Source organism: Erythrobacter sp. BLCC-B19 (assembly GCF_028621955.1).
In the GTDB taxonomy this organism is placed as follows: Bacteria; Pseudomonadota; Alphaproteobacteria; order Sphingomonadales; family Sphingomonadaceae; genus Erythrobacter.
Map to the genome: position 1 here is coordinate 2735047 of NZ_CP117516.1, position 17160 is coordinate 2752206.

The following is a 17160-nucleotide window of genomic DNA, read 5'->3' on the forward strand; positions in this document are numbered from 1 at the left end:
GCGTCAGGCGTTGCGCGCCATCAGTCCGCCGTCGACCGGGATCGCGACACCGGTGATGTAGCTGGCCGCCGGCAGCACGAGGGACAGCGTCATATGCGCAACCTCCTCGGGCTCGCCATAGCGTCGCAGGGCGGTGCGGCGCTTGGCGAAGATCGCCTTGTGCTCCTCGGCGACAGCATCGGTCATCGCGGTGCGGATCGGGCCCGGGCAGATGCAATTGACCGTGATGCCTTCGGGGCCGAGATCGACCGCGAGGCCGCGCGTCAGGCCCACGACGCCGCTCTTGGCCGCGACATAGGGCGTATCGCCGGGGGTTGCGCCCAAGCCCTCGGTCGAGGCGATGTTGACGATCCGGGCCGCATCGCTCTGGCGCAGGTGGGGCAGGGCGGCGCGCACCATGCGCTGATGCGCGGTCAGCATCACCGCAAGCGCGCGGTACCAGATGTCCTCATAGGCGGGATCATCGAGGGCGCAGAAGCTCGAAACCCCGGCATTGTTGACCAGAATGTCGATGCGGCCAAAATCGGCAGCGATCTGCGCCACGGTGCGCGTGATGGCCGCCCCGTCCGCCACATCGAGCGCATAGGCGCGCGCGCCCGCGCCGCATTCCGCCGCGACCGCCTCGCAGGCGGCAAGGTCGAGATCGACCACCGCCACCTGCGCCCCCTCGCTAGCGAACAGGCGCGCCGTCGCCCGGCCCATGCCGCTCGCCGCGCCTGTAACGATGGCGACCCGGCCCGCGATGGAGCGTGACAGGCTCACCGGAATGGCGGCTCGTTGAAGGCGCGCAGCTTGCGGCTGTGCAAGCGGTCGCCCTCGTCGCGCAGCATGGCGCAGGCGACGATGCCCATTTGCAGGTGGGCGGCGATAGCTTCCTCGTAGAACTTGTTGGCCTGCCCGGGCAGCTTGATCTCGCCGTGGAGCGGCTTGTCCGAGACGCACAGCAGCGTCCCGTAGGGCACCCGGAAGCGGTAGCCCTGCGTGGCGATGGTGGCGCTCTCCATGTCGATGGCGATCGCGCGGCTTTGCGAGAAGCGCTTCGCCGATGACGAGTAGCGCAGCTCCCAGTTGCGGTCGTCGGTCGTGACAACCGTGCCGGTGCGCATCCGCTGCTTGAGGTTCGCGCCCTGCACACCCGCGACCTTTTCGGCCGCGAAGGCCATCGCCTGCTGCACTTCGGCAATCGGCGGGATCGGCACTTCGGGCGGGAGCACGGGATCGAGCACGTGATCGTCGCGCAGGTAGGCGTGGGCCAGCACGAAGTCGCCGATCTTCTGGGTCGAACGAAGCCCGCCGCAGTGGCCGATCATTAGCCAGGCGTGGGGGCGCAGCACCGCGAGGTGATCGCAGATCGTCTTGGCGTTGGAGGGGCCGACGCCGATATTCACCAGCGTGATCCCGCGCCCGTCCTCGCGGATCAGGTGATAGGCGGGCATCTGGTGCCGGCGCCAAGCGGTGTCGTTCAATTGATCCTGCGCGTGAGTGGTCGGCTCGCGGATGTCGAGCCCCGCCGCCCCGGTCAGCGCGACATAGCCATCCGTGCCGATCTGCGCCGCACCCCAGTTCACGAATTCATCGACATAGCGGTGATAGTTCGTAAACAGGATGAAGTCCTGAAAGTCGCTGACCTCGCTGCCGGTATAGTGCTTCAGCCGCGCGAGCGAGTAATCGGTGCGCAGACCATCAAACAGCGACAGCGGAATGTCCGAGGTGCCATCGAGCTCAATCCCGTCGGCCAGCTCGTCGCCGATCAGCGCAAGATCGGTCGAAGGGAAGTGCGCGGCGATATCCTGAGGCGAAATGCCGACCATCGCGGCGCCTGCCTCACCATCGAGGACATAGGGGAAGGGGATTTCCTGACGCGACCGTTCGACCGTGACATCGACCTCGTATTCGGCGGCGATCAGGGTCAGCTGCTCGGTCAGGTAATGCGCGAAGAGATCGGGGCGGGTGATGGTGGTGGCATAGGTACCGGGCATCTCGAGCCGGCCGAATGCGCGGCTGCGATCGCGCGGGGCGCCGACGCCGGCGTAGCGCAGGATGACCTGCGGGTAGGCATAGCTGCCATCCTCGCGCTTGCGGGCCGGCGGGACGGTGCCGTCACGCCCGAAGGCGATCACGTCGTCGCGCAGGGTGCGCACCGCGTCGTCGTAATGCTGCTGCAGCTGGCTGAGGATGCTGGGAATGTCGATCATGGCAGTTGTTCTGCTCCTTTGTTGTTATCGTTGTGTGGCAGCACCTTTGCGTGAGTGGGCGCTGTTTACAAGAAGGGCGCGAAGATCGAGGTGATCTTCGCGCCCTTTTTGTAGTCTGTGGCCTGAGGGCCGGAAGGCTTAGGCGTCGTCGCCGCCTTCGAGCAGCTCGGCGGGGATTTCACCCGGCTCGAGGCTGGTGTCGATGCGGGTCGCTTCGGCCTGCTCTTCGATTTCGCGCTGTTCGTCGGCGAACATCGCGGCGAGCACGTCGACGCCTTCGCTCTGGAGCTTGGCTTCGTCGTCCGAACGGGCAACGTTGGCCTTCACGGTCACGCGCACTTCGGGGTGCAGGGCAACGGTGACGTTGTGCATCCCGATGTTCTTGATCGGCGCACCGAGGATCACCATGCGCTTGTCAACGCTGTGGCCCTGTTCGGCAAGCCCGGCGACGATGTCGCGCACGCTGACCGAACCGTAGAGCTGGCCGGCGTTCGAAGCAGCGCGGATCAGCACCACTTCTGCGCCTTCGACCTTCTGGCCCTGCGCTTCGGCGTCGCTGCGGCGGGCGGCGTTTTCGGCCACCAGACGCTCACGGTTGGCTTCGAAGACCTTCTTGTTGGCTTCGTTGGCGCGGAGCGCCTTCTTCTGCGGCAGCAGGAAGTTGCGCGCATAGCCGTCCTTCACGGTGACGATGTCACCGATCGCGCCGAGCTTTTCGATGCGCTCAAGGAGAATGATATCCATGTGTCCTTCTCCTCTTACTTCACGATGAAGGGCAGCAGGCCGATCTGGCGCGCGCGCTTGATCGCCTGAGCCAGTTCACGCTGCTTCTTCGCCGAGACGGCGGTGATGCGCGAAGGCACGATCTTGCCACGCTCGGACATGAAGCCCTGCAGCAGGCGCACGTCCTTGTAATCGATCTTGGGGGCGTCCTTGGCCGCGAACGGGCAGGACTTGCGGCGGCGGAAAAACGGGCGGGCCATCAGTCGCGCTCCTCACGGGTTTCGCGGCGCTTACGCTCGCGTTCGTTCTTGCGCATCATGACGCTCGGGCCTTCCTCGTGGGCGTCCACGCGGATGGTCATGTAGCGGATGACGTCTTCGTTGATGCGGGTCTGGCGCTCGAGCTCTGCAACGACCGCGCCGGGGGCGTCGATGTTGAGCAGCACGAAGTGCGCCTTGCGGTTACGCTCGATCTTGTAGGCAAGCGACTTGAGGCCCCAGGTTTCGGTCTTGGTGACCTTGCCGTTGCCGGCTTCCACGATTTCGGTGGCTTGCGCCGCCAGCGCGTCAACCTGAGCCTGGCTCAGGTCCTGACGCGCAAGAAAGACGTGCTCGTAGAGCGCCATCTTGCGTCCTTTCACTTCCTGCCGATCGCTGGCTGATCCGTTCCAGATGAACGGGGCCCCTCCGGCTTTCTTCGCTATCCGCAAGGGCGCATCCCATGCGAAGCGCGGCCCCTTACAGCTTTGGCGGTGAATTGCAAGTCTTGTCCGCAGGGAACCGGACGGGCAGTCGCCGGGTTTCACTTGCACGATTCGCATAAGGGGGAACCACGTGCCGTCAGGACTGGTCGCACTGCTCGACGATATTTCGGTGATTGCCAAGGCGGCTTCGGCCTCGATCGACGATGTGGCGGTGGCCGCGGGCCGCGCGGGCACCAAGACCGCGGGGGTGGTGATCGACGATGCGGCGGTGACGCCGAGCTACGTCACCGGGCTTTCCCCTGCGCGCGAATTGCCGATCATCTGGAAGATCACCAAGGGCAGTCTGAAAAACAAGCTGCTGTTCCTGCTCCCAGCGGCGTTGCTGTTGTCGGAATTCCTGCCTCAGGCGATCACCTATCTCCTGATCGTTGGCGGCGCCTTCCTGTGCTATGAGGGCGCGGAGAAGGTGATGGAAAAGCTCGGTTTCGCTAAGCACGGCGAAACGCTTGAGGATGAGATCACCGACCCCGTCGCCTTCGAGAATGAACGCGTGGGCGGAGCGATCCGCACCGACTTCATCCTGTCGGCCGAGATCATGGCGATCGCGCTTGCCGAAGTCGCCGACGAGACCCTCGTGATGCGCGGCGCGGTGCTGGCGCTGGTGGCGGTCGCGGTGACGGTGGCGGTCTATGGCGCGGTCGGGCTGATCGTGAAGCTCGACGATATCGGCCTGCACCTCACCAAGCAGGCCAGCAAGGGCGCGCAAGGCTTCGGGCGGTTCCTGCTGCGCTTCGTGCCCAAGCTGCTGACCGCGCTCTCGATCATCGGCACGGCGGCGATGCTGTGGGTCGGCGGGCATATCGTGGTCGATTCCCTGCACAAGCTGGGCGTCGATTGGTTCTACGCCCCGATTCACGGGGCCGAGCACGCGGTACACGAGATGGCAGGCGGGGTTGCCGGGTGGCTGATGGCGACCACGCTGTCGGCGATCTTTGGCCTGATCCTCGGCAGCATCATCGCCTTTGTCCTGCATAAAGTGCTGGGTGTGGGCGCGGACAAGGCGCACTAAGCCTCCGCCCCATGAGCAAACCAATTCTCTACACCTGCGCCCGTTCGCGCGGGCTGCGCGCAACCTGGGCGGCGGAGGAAGCGGGGGTCGACATTGACCTCAGGATCCTCCCGTTCCCCCCGCGCTACCTTGCGCCTGAATACATGGCGATCAATCCGCTGGGCACCGTGCCGATGCTGGTGGACGGCGAGACGCAGCTCACCGAAAGCTGCGCCATCGCCCAATACCTCGCCACGCGCGGCGGCTATACCGATCTTGCGATTGCACCGGGGGAGCGGGACTACGGCGAATATTGCGACTTCACCTACCACGCCGATGCGACGATCACCTTCCCGCAAACGGTCTATATGCGCTTCTGCCTATTCGAGAAGGACAAGGGCTTGCAGGAGGCCGGTCTCGCCTATGCCAAGTGGTTCCACAAGCGGCTGATCAAGGTCGAGCAGCGCCTCGCCACCCGCCAATATCTGTGCGCCGACCGCTTCACTGTCGCCGACATCTGCGTTGGCTATGCGCTGATCCTCGCGCAAAGCGTCGGGCTGGATGACGGTGTGCCGGAGAGCCTCAAGGAATATCGCGCCCGTCTGATCGAGCGGCCTGCCTATCGCCGCGCGTATGAGCGAGAAGAGGCTGGGCGGCTCGCGCTGAAGGCCTAGTTTTCGGCCTTCCAGCCCCATGCGAGCACGCAGGGCAGGACGTTGAGCCATTCGAACCCGTCATCAACCCGGTCGAAATATTGCGCCGTCAGATCGCGCGCGACCTTGCTGAACTGGTAGGTCAGGAATGCCCCGCCGGGCCGAACCGCGCGCGCGGTGGCTGCCGCGATGCGCGGGCCGACCCCGTCGGGCAAGGTCGAGAAGGGCAGGCCGGAGAGCACGTAATCGGCATGGTCGTGGCCATGGGCGCGGATGATGTCTTCCACATCTTCGGCCGAGCCATGCACGGCAATGAAGCGGCTGTCTCCGATGGTGCGCTTGAGATAGTCGATGAACAGCGGGTTGGTGTCGATCACGATCAGCGTGCCATCACGCGCCAGCCGGTCGAGCACGGGGCGGCAGAAGGTGCCCACGCCCGGCCCATATTCGACGAACAGCTTGCAACGATCCCAATCGACCGGAGCAAGCATCTTGCGGATGGTGTAGCGCGAGGAAGGAATGATCGAGCCGACCATCACCGGGTGTTCGACGAACCCCTGAATGAACACCCCCCAGGGGCCGAAAAACTGACGCACCTTGCGCTTGATGCGCGTCAGACGGCGTTCCCGGGTAAGCTCGTAACCTGCCATGATCGATCAGTTTCCCTAGCCATGCCCCCGGCGTGAGGACCGATCTGCATGCCACTCGAAATTGCAAATCCTTGACCGGATTGCAAGGCTCAGGCGATGCGTTTTGTCGCTGTCCGTCAGACCGCCCGGCGCAGGCGACGAACCGCTTTCAGGCGGCCTGATCGGGCGTCACGGGCCGGGCCGAAAGCTCGCGCCGCAGCAGCTTGCCGATCGGATCGCGCGGCAGGCTGTCGACGAATTCGATATAGCGCGGGCGCTTGTATCCGGCGATCTGGCCCTTGAAGCGGGCCGTGATTGCCTCGCGGGTCAGCTGTGCGCCGGGTTTCAGCACCACGAAGGCCTTCACCGCTTCGCCCCATTGCCTGTCGGGCACCCCGCAGCAACCTGCATCGGCGACTTCGGGCATGGCGGCAAAGACCGCGTCGACCTCGGCCGGATAGACATTCTCGCCACCGGTCTTGATCAGCTCCTTGGCGCGCCCCAACAGGTAGCCGCGCCCGCGATCATCCATCGAGCCAAGGTCGCCGGTGCGCAGCCAGCCAGCTCCAAGCGCCGCCTCTGAGGCTTCTGGGTTGCGCCAGTAGCCGAGCATCACCGATGGGCCCCTCAGGCACAACTCGCCCTCTTCGCCGGGAGGCAGGTGGTGGCCCTCGGGATCAAGCACGGTCATCGTCACGTGCGGGAGAGTCCAGCCGATCGAGCGCGGGGCTTCGATCATGTCGGGATAGTCGATGAAGGTCGCAAAGCCGCAAATCTCGGTCTGGCCGTAGCCGCCGACGACGCGCGCGTCCCACTCGCGCTCGATGAATTCGTACATTGTCGGTCGGCCCATGCCCGCGCCGCCGGTGTAATTGGTGAGCGGCATCCGCCCGCCGCGCACCGGATTCATGGCCTGCCACGGAAAGCAGATCGTGGGAAAGGCGCTGGTGGTGGTGCAGCCTTCGCGGTGGAGCAGATCGAGAATCGCGGCATTGTCGTCATCGCGGCCGGCAAAGACGCTCGTGCCTCCGCAGGCCAGCATCGCGGCGACCTGCTGCATCCCCACCACATGGAACAGCGGGTTGACCGAGAGCAGCACTTCGTCCGCGGTAAAGCGTCGATGCTGCGCAAAGCCCAGCGCGCTGGCGGCGACCGCGCTCCCCGCCTGCAGGCACCCCTTGGGTCGCCCGGTCGTGCCGCTGGTGTACATCATGTAGAGCGGGCGATCGGGGGCAAGCCCGAGGCCGAGGTCATAGGCGTGCGGCACTTGTCCGTGGGCGGTGAGGGCGGTGGTCTCGAAGAAGCCGTCGGCGGCATGGGCTTCGTCCACCGAGTGAACCTCGCCCGCCTCCGCCCCATCCAGCAGCGTGGCGAAGCGGGGGTTGACGAAGGTCATCGCGGGCTCGGCATTGCCGCAGATCCACGCCAGTTCGGCAGGCGCGAGCCGCCAGTTGAGCAGCACGGCAATCGCTCCGATCCTCCCGCAAGCGAGCAGGATCGTGAGGAACGGCGCGCCGTCCGTCAGCAGCAGGGCGATCCGGTCGCCCGGCGCGATCCCTCGCGCCAGCAGCCAGCGCGCGAGGTTGGTGACGCGCACATCGAGTTCGGCCCAGGTCAGGCGCTGGCTGCCGTCGACCGTGGCAAGGCGGTGCGCATGGCGCTGGGCGCAGTTGGCGAGTAGGGTGTCGAGGGAGAAGTCGCGCGGGTGCATATGGCGCTCAGGCTACCGCTCGCAAGGCGCTGCGCCCATCAGCGATTTTGCGAAGGGGCGCTGTCGAGATCATGCCCGCAGCGCGTGCAGATGCGGTTGGGCCAGGGCACCACAAAAGGCCCGCGGAAATAGGCGTTCTTGCCGCATTGCGGGCAGTTGAAGCGCAGCATCGGAGCATTGACGATCAGCAGCAGCAGGATCGCAGCGGCAAAGGCAAGGGTCGAATGGCCCCAGACCTGATCGACCGTCACCACCAGCAACACGCCGAACGCCACCGCGCCCAGCATCCGCCAGCCATGGCGCACCGCACGGGCATAGAGGCTCATGGCAGGCGGGCGAGGATCGAGCGGGCGAATTCGGTAAGGGTATCGTCGCGCGCGCCCATCACCACGATCCGGTCACCGGGCTGGGCCAGTTCGGCGATCCGCGCCCCGCAATCCTCGCGCGCCGGGATATGCTCGGCCCGGCCGCCAGCCGCGTTGATGAGGCCGACAATCCGCTCGCTGCCCTCGCTGCGGTCGACCGTCCCGCCGAAATAGACCGGATCGCAGAAAATGGTGATGTCATCCGGCCCCAGTTCGCGTGCGAAGGTCTGGGCAAGCTCCTTGCCCATTTGCCGGAGCGGGCCATAGCCGTGGGGCTGGAAGAAGGCGATCACGCGGCCAGGCGCGGCCTTCAGCGTGCGCAAGGTGGCAGCGCACTTTTCGGGGTTGTGCCCGAAATCGTCGATCACCGGGATGCCCGAAGGTGATGTGCCGACCACATCGAACCGCCGCGCCAATCCTGCGAAACTGCGCAGCGCGTAAGCGGCATGGCCCACGCCGATCCCTGCCGCGCTCGCCGCTGCGATGGCGGCCAGCGCATTGGACAGATTGTGCAGCCCCGGCATCGGCAGGATCAGCGGGAAGACCTCGCGCTTGCGGTTGTCGATCACCGCTGCGCGCAGCCCCATTTCGCTCATGTCGATCGAATCCGGTTCGACCGTGATGTCGGCATCGCGCGCCTTGATCCCGAAGGTTACCCGCGCCCCCGCACGGGCCGCCAGATAGCCCGCCTCGGGACTGTCGAGATTGATCACCGCCGTCCCCGACCGGGCGACGAAATCGCCGAACAGCACCCGCAATTCCTCGATGCTCTTGTGATCGAGGCTGACGTTGAGCAGCACGCCGATGGTGGGGCGGTAGAGCGCGATCGAGCCGTCGCTCTCGTCGACCTCGCTTACGAACAGGCCGGGCGACCCGATCCGGGCGCTGGCGAAGGGATTGGCGGGGGAGACGAAGTTCTTCATCACCGCACCATTCATCACCGTTGGATCGTGGCCGGCTTCGGTCAGGATCCAGGCGATCATCCCGGTCACGGTCGACTTGCCCGAGGTGCCGCCCACCGCAACCGAGAAATCGGCCGTGTTGAACAGGCGCGAGAGCAGCTCGGCGCGGCTCAGGCGCTCGCACCCCAGATCGCGGGCGCGGGCGACTTCGGGCACGGTGTCTTCGATCGCCGCCGAAGCGATCAGCACCTGATCGGGCGAGGTGACGCCGCTGCCGTCCTGGGGAAACAGGGCAAAGCCGCTGCGTTCCAGCCATGCGAACTTTTCGGGTGTGCGCCCCTGATCGCGGCTCCGATCCGACCCGGCGACAGGGTGGCCCAAGCCGTGGGCGATCTGCGCGAGCGGCAGCATACCGGACCCGCCGATGCCACAGAAAAACAGCGGACGCCCCGCAAGCGACCCGGCCTTGACCCCGATATCCATATCCCGCTTGGTTATTGGCTTGCGTGCGCCCTGACAAGCGCCATAGGCTGGGACTTATGACGAATATCGCCATCTGCGCCCCTGCGACCCCGATCACCCCCGAACAGCGCGCAGCGTGCGAGGCGCTGGTGGCCGCCGAGTTTCCCGGCCACCGGCTGACCTTCCACGATCAATGCTTCGAGCGGGCCGGGCACTTTGCCGGCGATGATCTGCGGCGGCTGACCGCCTTGCTCGAATGTGCCAATGATCCCGCTTTCGATGTCGTGTGGTTCGCCAAGGGCGGTTACGGCTCCAACCGCATCGCCGAGGCGGCGGTGGCGCGGATGAACGCGAGCGCGCGAACCAAGACCTATATCGGCTTTTCGGACTGCGGCTATCTGCTCGCCGCGCTGTACCGGGAAGGGATCGGGCAGTGCGTGCATGGCCACATGCCGGTGAGCGCGCGGTCGGACGGGGGCAAGGAGGCGATCCGCCGCGTCCTGCGCTGGCTGGAGGGCGATACCAGCGGATTGGAACCCAGTCTTGACGGAACGACGCCGGCGGTGGCCTTCAATCTCATCACCCTCGCCATGCTCAGTGGTACGCAGATGATGCCCGATCTCACCGGCCATGTGGTGATGGTCGAGGAAGTGGCCGAACATCTCTACTCGATCGACCGGCTGTTCTTTCACCTTGCCGGCACCCTGCCGCGCATTGCCGGCCTCAGGCTCGGCGCGGTCACCGATGTGCCGGAAAACTACGTCGAATTCGGCCAGAACGAGGAAGAGATCGCCCAGTTCTGGTGCGCGCGGATGGGCGTGCCATACCTTGGCCGTGCGCTGATCGGGCACACGTCTGCCAACAGGGTTGTGCCCTTCGGCCTTGCCAGCCCGCCCGCACGGACGTAACGGCGCGGCCCAAAATCGTCAAAGCGATGGGGTCTGAAATGCGCGCGTTCATTTTTCCGGGGCAGGGTAGCCAGAAGGTCGGCATGGGAACGGAGCTTGCCGCGGCAAGCGAAGCGGCGCGTGACGTCTTCGGCGAGGTGGATGAGGCGCTGCGCCAGAACCTCACGGCGCTCATGCGCGACGGGCCGGAAGACCGGCTCACCCTCACCGAAAACGCCCAGCCTGCGATCATGGCCAATGCCATCGCCACCCTTCGGGTGCTCGAGCGTGACTTCGGCGTGAAGCTGCTCGAAACCGCCAACTGCGTCGCGGGCCATTCGCTGGGCGAATACACTGCGCTCGCCGCGATTGGCGCCTTCAGCCTCCCCAACACCGCGCGGCTCCTCAAGCTGCGGGGCTGGGCGATGCAGGCCGCTGTGCCGGTGGGCGAGGGGACGATGGCGGTCTTGCTAGGGGCCGACATCGAACAGGCCAAGGCACTGGCCGAAGCGGCCGCACAAGGCGAGGTCTGCGAGGTCGCCAACGACAATGACCCCTCGCAGGTCGTGCTCTCGGGCCACACCGGCGCGATCGAGCGGGCCGTGGCGCTGACAAAGGAGCACGGGATCAAGCGCGGCATGATCCTCAATGTCTCGGCCCCGTTCCATTCGTCGCTGATGGCGCCTGCGGCCGAGAAGATGGCCCATGCGCTCGCCGCAACCCCGCCCGGCGCGCTGGCATTGCCGCTTTATGCCAACGTCACCGCTGCCCCCGTCACCGATCCCGAAGAGGAGCGCGCTCTGCTGGTCGAACAGGTCACGGGCCGCGTGCGCTGGCGCGAAAGCGTGCTTGCCATGCGCGCCGATGGGGTAGAACACTTCGTCGAACTGGGCGGCAAGGTGGTCGGCCCGATGGTGGGCCGGATCGACAAGGCGGCGCAGGTGACCAGCCTCGTCACCATGGCTGACCTTGAGGCCTTTGCGAAGGAGATCGCGTGATGTTTTCACTGAAGGGCATGAACGCGCTGGTCACCGGCGCATCGGGCGGGATCGGGTCGAGCATTGCGCACGCGCTCGCCGCCCAGGGCGCGCGGTTGGCGCTGTCGGGCTCCAACGCGGCCAAGCTGCGCGCCTTCCGCGATGAATTGAACGAAGCCTACCCGCACGACCACGATGGCCATGTCGAGATCACCTGTGACCTCGGCAATGCCACGCAGGTGGAAGAACTGATCCCGGCGATGCTCGACACGCTGGGGACGGTCGACATCCTCGTCAACAACGCCGGCATCACCCGTGACAATCTGGGGATGCGGATGAAGGACGAGGAATGGGATCAGGTGATCCGCATCAACCTCGAAGCCAGCTTCCGTCTGATGCGCGCCGCTGCCCGGCCGATGATGAAGGCGCGCTTCGGCAGGATCATCAACATCACCTCGGTGGTGGGGGCGACCGGCAATCCGGGCCAGATGAACTACTGCGCTGCCAAGGCGGGCCTGACCGGTATGACCAAGAGCTTCGCGCAGGAAGTCGCCAGCCGCGGGATCACCGCCAACTGCGTTGCCCCCGGCTTCATCCGCACCGCGATGACCGCCGCCTTGGACGAAAAGCAGCAGGCCGCGATCAACAGCCGCATCCCGATGGGCCGGATGGGCGAGGGCGCGGAAATCGGCGCTGCAGTCGCTTTCCTCGCCAGCCGCGAGGCGGCTTACGTGACGGGCGAAACCCTCCACGTAAACGGCGGGATGGCGATGCTGTGATCAAGGCGATTGGGCTGCTTCCTGCCGCGTTTGCAGCTCTTGCCGGGCCGGTATCGGCGGGTGAACTCGGATTTGTGCACCCGGCCGAAATCTGCATCGAGAAACGTGCTGACGCGGAGCTTGGCGCTCCAGCCGTCGATGCTGTTCTGGCCGCCGCGGGCTTGGCGCAGCCGCCATCCGATTTCGCCGCCCGCTTTGTTGCGATTGCCATCGATTGCGTGTCTGCGCATGGCCTGCCCGACACGAATGGCAGGCGGACTGGCGCAATGGTCACGGCCAAGGCCATGCGCGACGAGGCTGGACGCCGCTTTGCGGATCGCGGCTTTAGCGCCGCCTGGCTCGAAAGAGCCGTCGCACAGGTGCAGCCCGAAACCGGGGGCGATGCCACCCTGACCAGCGAAGCCGTTTATGATCTGATGCGGCAGGGGCCACCCGAGGGGCTTTCGATCAACGTCGAAAGTGGCGAGGAAGGGGACCGGCTTCTGGGTGTGCTGGTTCACGCCTATGTGTCAGGGGCCGTCCAACTTGCGCAATTGCGCGCCGAGGCTGCTCGCTGAGCTTGCGCTGCCCCCTTATCCCCAGCACAATGCCCCCGCGCATTGTCGCCAACTTGCCCGCCGCGATGCCTGCGCTAAGGTTTCCGGAACTTTCCGGCGCTTGAGGGCGATTCCTTTCGTCCCCGCGCAAGACACAGGACCGATAAGGGACAAGCGATGAAGGCCACGATCGAACGCGCGACGCTGCTGCGGTGCCTTTCCCATGTTCAATCCGTGGTGGAGCGGCGCAACACCATTCCGATCCTCTCCAACGTGTTGATCGACGCGGACGTGGGTGGCAGCGTGCGGGTGATGGCGACCGACCTCGACCTTCAGGTGGTCGAGACGATGAGCGCATCGTCCGTGGATCAGCCTGGCGCGATCACGGTCTCGGCACACCTGCTGTTCGACATTGCGAGGAAGCTGCCCGAGGGGAGCCAAGTCAGCCTGACCACCAACGACAACCGTCTGGAGGTCAAGGCGGGCCGCTCGAACTTCAAGCTGCCGACCTTGCCGCGCGATGACTTCCCGGTGATCGTCGAAGGCGACCTGCCGACCAGCTTCGAAATTCCTGCGCGGCTGCTCGCCGAGCTGATCGACCGCACCCGCTTTGCGATCTCGACCGAAGAGACGCGCTATTACCTCAACGGCATCTTCCTGCACGTCACCGATGAGGACGAACCGTTGCTCAAGGCTGCCGCCACCGACGGCCACCGCCTTGCGCGCTTCACTCTGCCGCGCCCGGAAGGCGCTGCCGGGATGCCCGACGTGATCGTGCCGAGGAAGGCCGTGGGCGAGCTGCGCAAGCTGCTGGAAGAAGCGCTCGACAGCAATGTCCTGATCGACCTCAGCGCCAGCAAGATCCGCTTCACGCTCGGCGGCGAGGGCGGGGTGGTGCTCACCTCCAAGCTGATCGACGGGACCTTCCCCGATTACAGCCGCGTGATCCCGACCGCCAATGACAAGCTGCTGAAGGTCGATCCCAAGCTGTTCTTCTCGGGCGTCGACCGCGTCGCGACCATCGCCACCGAGAAGACCCGCGCGGTCAAGATCGGGCTGGATAACGACCGCGTGACGCTCTCGGTCACCTCGCCCGACAATGGCACGGCGGCTGAGGAACTGGCCGCCGAATACCGCGCCGAGGGGCTCGAGATCGGTTTCAACGCCAATTATCTCAAGGATATCCTCGGCCAGATCGACAGCGACACGGTGGAACTCCACCTCGCCGATGCTGGCGCGCCGACGCTGATCCGCGAAAACGATCAGGCCCGCGCTCTCTATGTCCTAATGCCGATGCGAGTGTGATGATGATGCGCAACCCGATCCTTGCCGCTGCAACCGCCGCCCTCTTGCTGTCCAGCCCCGCAGGCGCCCAGCAGGCGACCGTGGACCAGAACCTCGACTGTGCGATCTGGGCCTCGTTCCGCCTTGGGGTTTCGCAGGATGAGGCCGAACGCACCGGCCTGATGATCGCCACCGCGTGGTTCATCGGGCTCTATGAAGGGCAGAGCGGCCGCAAGATCGGCGAGGTCATGGGCGCGCGCGCCATGGCGCTTTCCCCTCAGGAGGTGCAGGCGCTGGAGTCTTCGTGCCTGCCCCGGTTTCAGGACTTCGGCAATCGCATGACCAAGTTGGGTAGCGATCTGAAGGCTTCGGGCGGATAGGCCGCAGGCCCGCGCAAATGTCGGGTCGCCAGCAGACGGGATGAGGGAAAGATGGCGCAGCAGATTCACGTCGAAAAGGCCGCGCTGACTCGCGCTGCTTTGGTCGAAGTCCCCCTTGCTACGCTGGCCGAAGGCGCGGTGCGGCTCCAGATCGAGAGTTTCTCGGTCACCGCCAACAACGTCACCTATGCGGTGGTGGGCGACGGGTTCAAGTACTGGGATTTCTTCCCCGCGCCCGAAGGCATGGGCATCGTGCCGATGTGGGGCCATGCGCGGGTGATCGAAAGCCGCTGCCCCGAGATCGCCGTGGGCGAGCGGGTCTATGGCTATCTGCCGATGGCAAGCCATCTCGATGTGATCCCGGGCAAGGTGACAGCCGGCGGGTTCGTCGATACGACCGACTATCGCCAGCCGATGAGCCCGGTCTACAACAGCTACACCCGCCTTGCCGCCGATCCGGAACATGATCCCGCGCGCGAGGCCGAACGGATGATCTTCGGCCCGCTGTTCCGCACCGGGTTCCTGATCGAGTATTTCCTGCGCGGCGCGGACTGGTTCGGCGCGCAGCAACTGGTCGTCACCAGTGCTTCGTCCAAGACCGCGATGGGGCTGGCAAGCGTTGCGCGGCAGACCTCGCCGGGGGTGAAGCGCATCGGCCTGACCTCCAAGGGCAATGTCGCCTTTGTCGAGGCCAGTGGGCTTTATGACGTGGTTTACGCCTATGATGACCTCGCCAGTGTGCCGGTGGCGCCGTCAGTCAGCGTCGATTTCGCCGGTAATGCCGAGCTGCTGGCGCGCATCCACCACCATTTCGGCGATGCGCTGGCGCAATCGGTGCTGGTGGGCGCGACCCATATCGAGGCGCGTTCGGTGTTCGGCGCAAACGCGCCGCTGCCCGGCCCCAAGCCGCAGCTGTTCTTCGCTCCCGACCACGCGGTCGCCTTCTTCAAGGCCCATGGCCCTGTGGAGGGCGGCAAGCTGGTCGCCGCCGCCTGGCACGAATTCCTGAAGGCGGCAGAAGGCACGATCACCATCGAACGCCACGCCGGGCTTGCCGCGGCGCGGGATGTGTTCACCACGATGGTCGCAGGCCAGATCGACCCGGCCAAGGGCATCGTGATCGAGCCCTAGACCGGATGCTTGCCGCAGCGGTGGCGGATTACTCCGCCGCCTCGGCCAGCTCCACCCGCTGCGGCCCGCGGATCAGCCCGCCCGGTGTCTGGCCGGTCCATTGTCCGTCGCGGAAGGTGACAGTGCCGCTCTTGATCGTGGCGACATAGCCGGTCGCCTTCTGCAGCAACCGCTTGCCGCCCGCAGGCAGATCGAAAGCGAGCCACGGCTTGCCCAGCTTCAGCTTGTCCAAGTCGATCACGTTGAGATCGGCGAGATAGCCCGGCGCGATCACCCCGCGATCCTCAAGCCCGTAGAGCCGCGCGGTATCGCGGCACTGGCGCTTGATCGCCTGTTCCAGCGTGATCGTTGCCCCGCGGCGGCGCGACTTCACCCAGTGTTCGAGCATGAAGGTCGGCGATGCCGCATCGCAGATCGTCCCGCAATGCGCCCCGCCGTCCGACAGCGAATTGACCGTGTCGTCGGCGTGCTGGAGGGGGTGGAGGAAATCGAGATTGCCGTCCGCATAGTTGAGGATCGGCAGGTATATGAAGCCCTTGCCCTCGTCGCGGCACAGCAGGTCATAGGCATATTCCTGCGGCGCCACGCCCGCTGCTGCCGCGCGCGCGTTGATGCTGGCATCGGCGGCGGGTTCGTAGTCGAAATCGGGGTCCATCTCGTATTGCAGCGTCCAGCCCATGCTGATCGCCATGACGACCCCGCCGATGTCCTTGGGCGCATCGGTGTAGTCATTGGGCTCGGCGAGCATCTGCGCCTTGAAGGCCGGATCGAGCAGCTTCGCGCGCTGCTCCTCCCACGGCAGGCCTTCAATCGCCATCCAGCTTGGGCGGAAGCGGAAGGGGTGGACCGTGCCCTGCCATGCCATCACGATCCCGTTCCCGCGCAGCGCGATCTGGGCGACGATGTTGGCGCCATTGTCATTCTCTGCGCGCATCTGGGCGATCTGTTCGTCGAGCGACAATTCCTTGGCGATGGATTGCAGCGCGGCGAAGGTGACAGGGATCTTGGCTTCGCGGCTGAGCTTGCCCATCCAGTCGAACTCGTTCCATTCGCGCTTCAAATCGCTTGCCATTTCGAACACCGCATGGCCGCCTGCGGCGGTCGCGCGGCCCATGGCGTGGCCGATCGCGATCAGTTCTTCGGGCGTCGCGGTGGTGCCGGGAACGAGCTCGCCATCCACCGACTTGTGCAGCACCGTGCGCGAGGTCGAGAAGCCCAGCGCGCCGGCCCGCACGCCTTCCTCCACGATGGCCGCCATCGCCGCAATGTCCGCTTCCGTCGGCACCGCGCCGGGTTGTTCGCGGTCGCCCAGCACATAGGCGCGCACCGCGCCGTGGGGGACGTGGGTGCCGACATCGACCGTGCGGGGGAGCTTTTCGAGCGCGTCGAGATATTCGGGGAAGGTCTCCCAGTCCCAGGTCATCCCCTCCGCGAGCGCGGTGCCGGGAATGTCCTCCACCCCTTCCATCAGGCTGATGAGCCATTCGTGACGGTCCGGCTTGGCGGGCGCGAAGCCGACGCCGCAATTGCCCATCACGACCGTCGTGACCCCGTGCCAGCTGGAGGGCGCCATTTCCTGATCCCAGGTGGCCTGCCCGTCGTAATGGGTGTGAATGTCGACAAAGCCGGGGGCAACGATCATCCCGGTGGCATCGATTTCCTCGGCGGCACTGCCGGTGATCCGGCCCACGCCCGCGATCAAGCCGTCCTTCACCGCGACATCGCCGACATAGGCGGCCGCCCCGGTGCCATCGACGATTGTCCCGCCCCGGATGATCAGGTCATATTGCGCCAT

The 17160-nt window shown here is 65.7% G+C and carries 19 protein-coding genes; 9 read left to right on the forward strand and 10 right to left on the reverse strand.

Translation table 11 applies throughout. The features are described 5' to 3' along the window. Positions 1–3: 3 nt before the first annotated feature. The 5 genes from PS060_RS12800 to rpsF all read right to left on the reverse strand — a co-directional run bounded on the left by PS060_RS12800 (position 4) and on the right by rpsF (position 3543). Positions 4–762 (reverse strand): SDR family NAD(P)-dependent oxidoreductase, encoded by a 759-nt coding sequence (locus PS060_RS12800; RefSeq protein WP_273983659.1) that lies wholly within the window; start codon positions 760–762, stop codon positions 4–6. Further along, the gene (locus PS060_RS12805; protein WP_273983660.1) at positions 759–2195 is read right to left on the reverse strand and encodes an AMP nucleosidase; all 1437 of its coding nucleotides are present in this window, start codon (positions 2193–2195) and stop codon (positions 759–761) included. The genes PS060_RS12800 and PS060_RS12805 overlap by 4 nt, the downstream gene beginning before the upstream one ends. A 138-nt stretch (positions 2196–2333) precedes the next feature. After that, positions 2334–2939 (reverse strand): 50S ribosomal protein L9, encoded by a 606-nt coding sequence (gene rplI, locus PS060_RS12810; protein WP_273983661.1) that lies wholly within the window; start codon positions 2937–2939, stop codon positions 2334–2336. A gap of 14 nt (positions 2940–2953) precedes the next feature. Continuing rightward, complete coding sequence (gene rpsR, locus PS060_RS12815; protein ID WP_017665523.1) at positions 2954–3178, reverse strand: 30S ribosomal protein S18; 225 nt, start codon at positions 3176–3178, stop codon at positions 2954–2956. Then, on the reverse strand, positions 3178–3543 hold the full coding sequence (rpsF, locus tag PS060_RS12820; RefSeq protein WP_273983662.1) for a 30S ribosomal protein S6: 366 nt from the start codon (positions 3541–3543) through the stop codon (positions 3178–3180). The genes rpsR and rpsF overlap by 1 nt, the downstream gene beginning before the upstream one ends. Before the next feature lie 208 nt (positions 3544–3751). On the opposite strand from rpsF, the gene PS060_RS12825 reads away from it, so the two are divergent. Both PS060_RS12825 and PS060_RS12830 read left to right on the forward strand, forming a co-directional pair. Next, positions 3752–4690, forward strand: a complete 939-nt coding sequence (locus tag PS060_RS12825; protein ID WP_273983663.1) for a DUF808 domain-containing protein — start codon at positions 3752–3754, stop codon at positions 4688–4690. 11 nt (positions 4691–4701) lie between these two features. Then, positions 4702–5343: a glutathione S-transferase family protein gene (locus PS060_RS12830; RefSeq protein ID WP_273983665.1), complete on the forward strand. Its 642-nt coding sequence runs from the start codon at positions 4702–4704 to the stop codon at positions 5341–5343. Here the strand turns inward: PS060_RS12830 and PS060_RS12835 are convergent. The 4 genes from PS060_RS12835 to PS060_RS12850 all read right to left on the reverse strand — a co-directional run bounded on the left by PS060_RS12835 (position 5340) and on the right by PS060_RS12850 (position 9412). Beyond that, positions 5340–5972 carry a class I SAM-dependent methyltransferase gene (locus PS060_RS12835; RefSeq protein ID WP_273983667.1) on the reverse strand — a complete coding sequence of 211 codons (633 nt, stop codon included), beginning with the start codon at positions 5970–5972 and terminating at the stop codon, positions 5340–5342. The genes PS060_RS12830 and PS060_RS12835 overlap by 4 nt on opposite strands. A 148-nt stretch (positions 5973–6120) precedes the next feature. After that, a complete protein-coding gene (locus PS060_RS12840) occupies positions 6121–7662 on the reverse strand; it encodes a class I adenylate-forming enzyme family protein (protein WP_273983669.1) in 1542 nt (513 codons plus the stop codon). A gap of 38 nt (positions 7663–7700) precedes the next feature. Further along, complete coding sequence (locus PS060_RS12845; protein WP_273983670.1) at positions 7701–7988, reverse strand: hypothetical protein; 288 nt, start codon at positions 7986–7988, stop codon at positions 7701–7703. After that, on the reverse strand, positions 7985–9412 hold the full coding sequence (locus tag PS060_RS12850; protein WP_273983672.1) for a glutamate ligase domain-containing protein: 1428 nt from the start codon (positions 9410–9412) through the stop codon (positions 7985–7987). Before PS060_RS12850 ends, PS060_RS12845 begins: the two co-directional genes overlap by 4 nt. Before the next feature lie 56 nt (positions 9413–9468). Between PS060_RS12850 and PS060_RS12855 the strand changes: the two genes are divergently transcribed. From PS060_RS12855 to PS060_RS12885, 7 genes are all read left to right on the forward strand, one after another. After that, entirely contained in the window at positions 9469–10299 is an 831-nt protein-coding gene (locus PS060_RS12855; protein ID WP_273983673.1) for an LD-carboxypeptidase, read from the forward strand. A gap of 38 nt (positions 10300–10337) precedes the next feature. Beyond that, positions 10338–11276 carry an ACP S-malonyltransferase gene (locus PS060_RS12860; RefSeq protein ID WP_273983675.1) on the forward strand — a complete coding sequence of 313 codons (939 nt, stop codon included), beginning with the start codon at positions 10338–10340 and terminating at the stop codon, positions 11274–11276. Beyond that, positions 11276–12034, forward strand: coding sequence for a 3-oxoacyl-[acyl-carrier-protein] reductase (fabG, locus tag PS060_RS12865; RefSeq protein ID WP_273983677.1), 759 nt, complete (start codon positions 11276–11278; stop codon positions 12032–12034). Before PS060_RS12860 ends, fabG begins: the two co-directional genes overlap by 1 nt. Beyond that, positions 12031–12591, forward strand: coding sequence for a hypothetical protein (locus PS060_RS12870; protein ID WP_273983679.1), 561 nt, complete (start codon positions 12031–12033; stop codon positions 12589–12591). The genes fabG and PS060_RS12870 overlap by 4 nt, the downstream gene beginning before the upstream one ends. Positions 12592–12747: 156 nt before the next feature. Continuing rightward, positions 12748–13875, forward strand: coding sequence for a DNA polymerase III subunit beta (gene dnaN, locus PS060_RS12875; protein WP_273983680.1), 1128 nt, complete (start codon positions 12748–12750; stop codon positions 13873–13875). Next, positions 13875–14234, forward strand: coding sequence for a hypothetical protein (locus tag PS060_RS12880; protein WP_273983681.1), 360 nt, complete (start codon positions 13875–13877; stop codon positions 14232–14234). The genes dnaN and PS060_RS12880 overlap by 1 nt, the downstream gene beginning before the upstream one ends. A gap of 51 nt (positions 14235–14285) precedes the next feature. Next, positions 14286–15365, forward strand: a complete 1080-nt coding sequence (locus tag PS060_RS12885) for a DUF2855 family protein (protein ID WP_273983683.1) — start codon at positions 14286–14288, stop codon at positions 15363–15365. Between the two features lie 28 nt (positions 15366–15393). Here PS060_RS12885 and PS060_RS12890 read toward each other — a convergent pair whose 3' ends face one another. Beyond that, the gene (locus PS060_RS12890; RefSeq protein ID WP_273983685.1) at positions 15394–17160 is read right to left on the reverse strand and encodes an N-acyl-D-amino-acid deacylase family protein; all 1767 of its coding nucleotides are present in this window, start codon (positions 17158–17160) and stop codon (positions 15394–15396) included.

Bases quoted from the DNA above. Each gene is read 5' to 3' on its own strand.
- rpsR (WP_017665523.1), bottom strand. From the start codon at position 3,178: ATGGCCCGCCCGTTTTTCCGCCGCCGCAAGTCCTGCCCGTTCGCGGCC.
- PS060_RS12890 (WP_273983685.1), bottom strand. From the start codon at position 17,160: ATGGCGCAATATGACCTGATCATCCGGGGCGGGACAATCGTCGATGGC.
- fabG (WP_273983677.1), top strand. From the start codon at position 11,276: ATGTTTTCACTGAAGGGCATGAACGCGCTGGTCACCGGCGCATCGGGC.
- PS060_RS12835 (WP_273983667.1), bottom strand. From the start codon at position 5,972: ATGGCAGGTTACGAGCTTACCCGGGAACGCCGTCTGACGCGCATCAAG.
- PS060_RS12845 (WP_273983670.1), bottom strand. From the start codon at position 7,988: ATGAGCCTCTATGCCCGTGCGGTGCGCCATGGCTGGCGGATGCTGGGC.
- PS060_RS12840 (WP_273983669.1), bottom strand. From the start codon at position 7,662: ATGCACCCGCGCGACTTCTCCCTCGACACCCTACTCGCCAACTGCGCC.
- PS060_RS12805 (WP_273983660.1), bottom strand. From the start codon at position 2,195: ATGATCGACATTCCCAGCATCCTCAGCCAGCTGCAGCAGCATTACGAC.
- PS060_RS12830 (WP_273983665.1), top strand. From the start codon at position 4,702: ATGAGCAAACCAATTCTCTACACCTGCGCCCGTTCGCGCGGGCTGCGC.
- PS060_RS12855 (WP_273983673.1), top strand. From the start codon at position 9,469: ATGACGAATATCGCCATCTGCGCCCCTGCGACCCCGATCACCCCCGAA.
- rpsF (WP_273983662.1), bottom strand. From the start codon at position 3,543: ATGGCGCTCTACGAGCACGTCTTTCTTGCGCGTCAGGACCTGAGCCAG.
- PS060_RS12860 (WP_273983675.1), top strand. From the start codon at position 10,338: ATGCGCGCGTTCATTTTTCCGGGGCAGGGTAGCCAGAAGGTCGGCATG.
- PS060_RS12885 (WP_273983683.1), top strand. From the start codon at position 14,286: ATGGCGCAGCAGATTCACGTCGAAAAGGCCGCGCTGACTCGCGCTGCT.
- rplI (WP_273983661.1), bottom strand. From the start codon at position 2,939: ATGGATATCATTCTCCTTGAGCGCATCGAAAAGCTCGGCGCGATCGGT.
- PS060_RS12850 (WP_273983672.1), bottom strand. From the start codon at position 9,412: ATGGATATCGGGGTCAAGGCCGGGTCGCTTGCGGGGCGTCCGCTGTTT.
- dnaN (WP_273983680.1), top strand. From the start codon at position 12,748: ATGAAGGCCACGATCGAACGCGCGACGCTGCTGCGGTGCCTTTCCCAT.
- PS060_RS12880 (WP_273983681.1), top strand. From the start codon at position 13,875: ATGATGATGCGCAACCCGATCCTTGCCGCTGCAACCGCCGCCCTCTTG.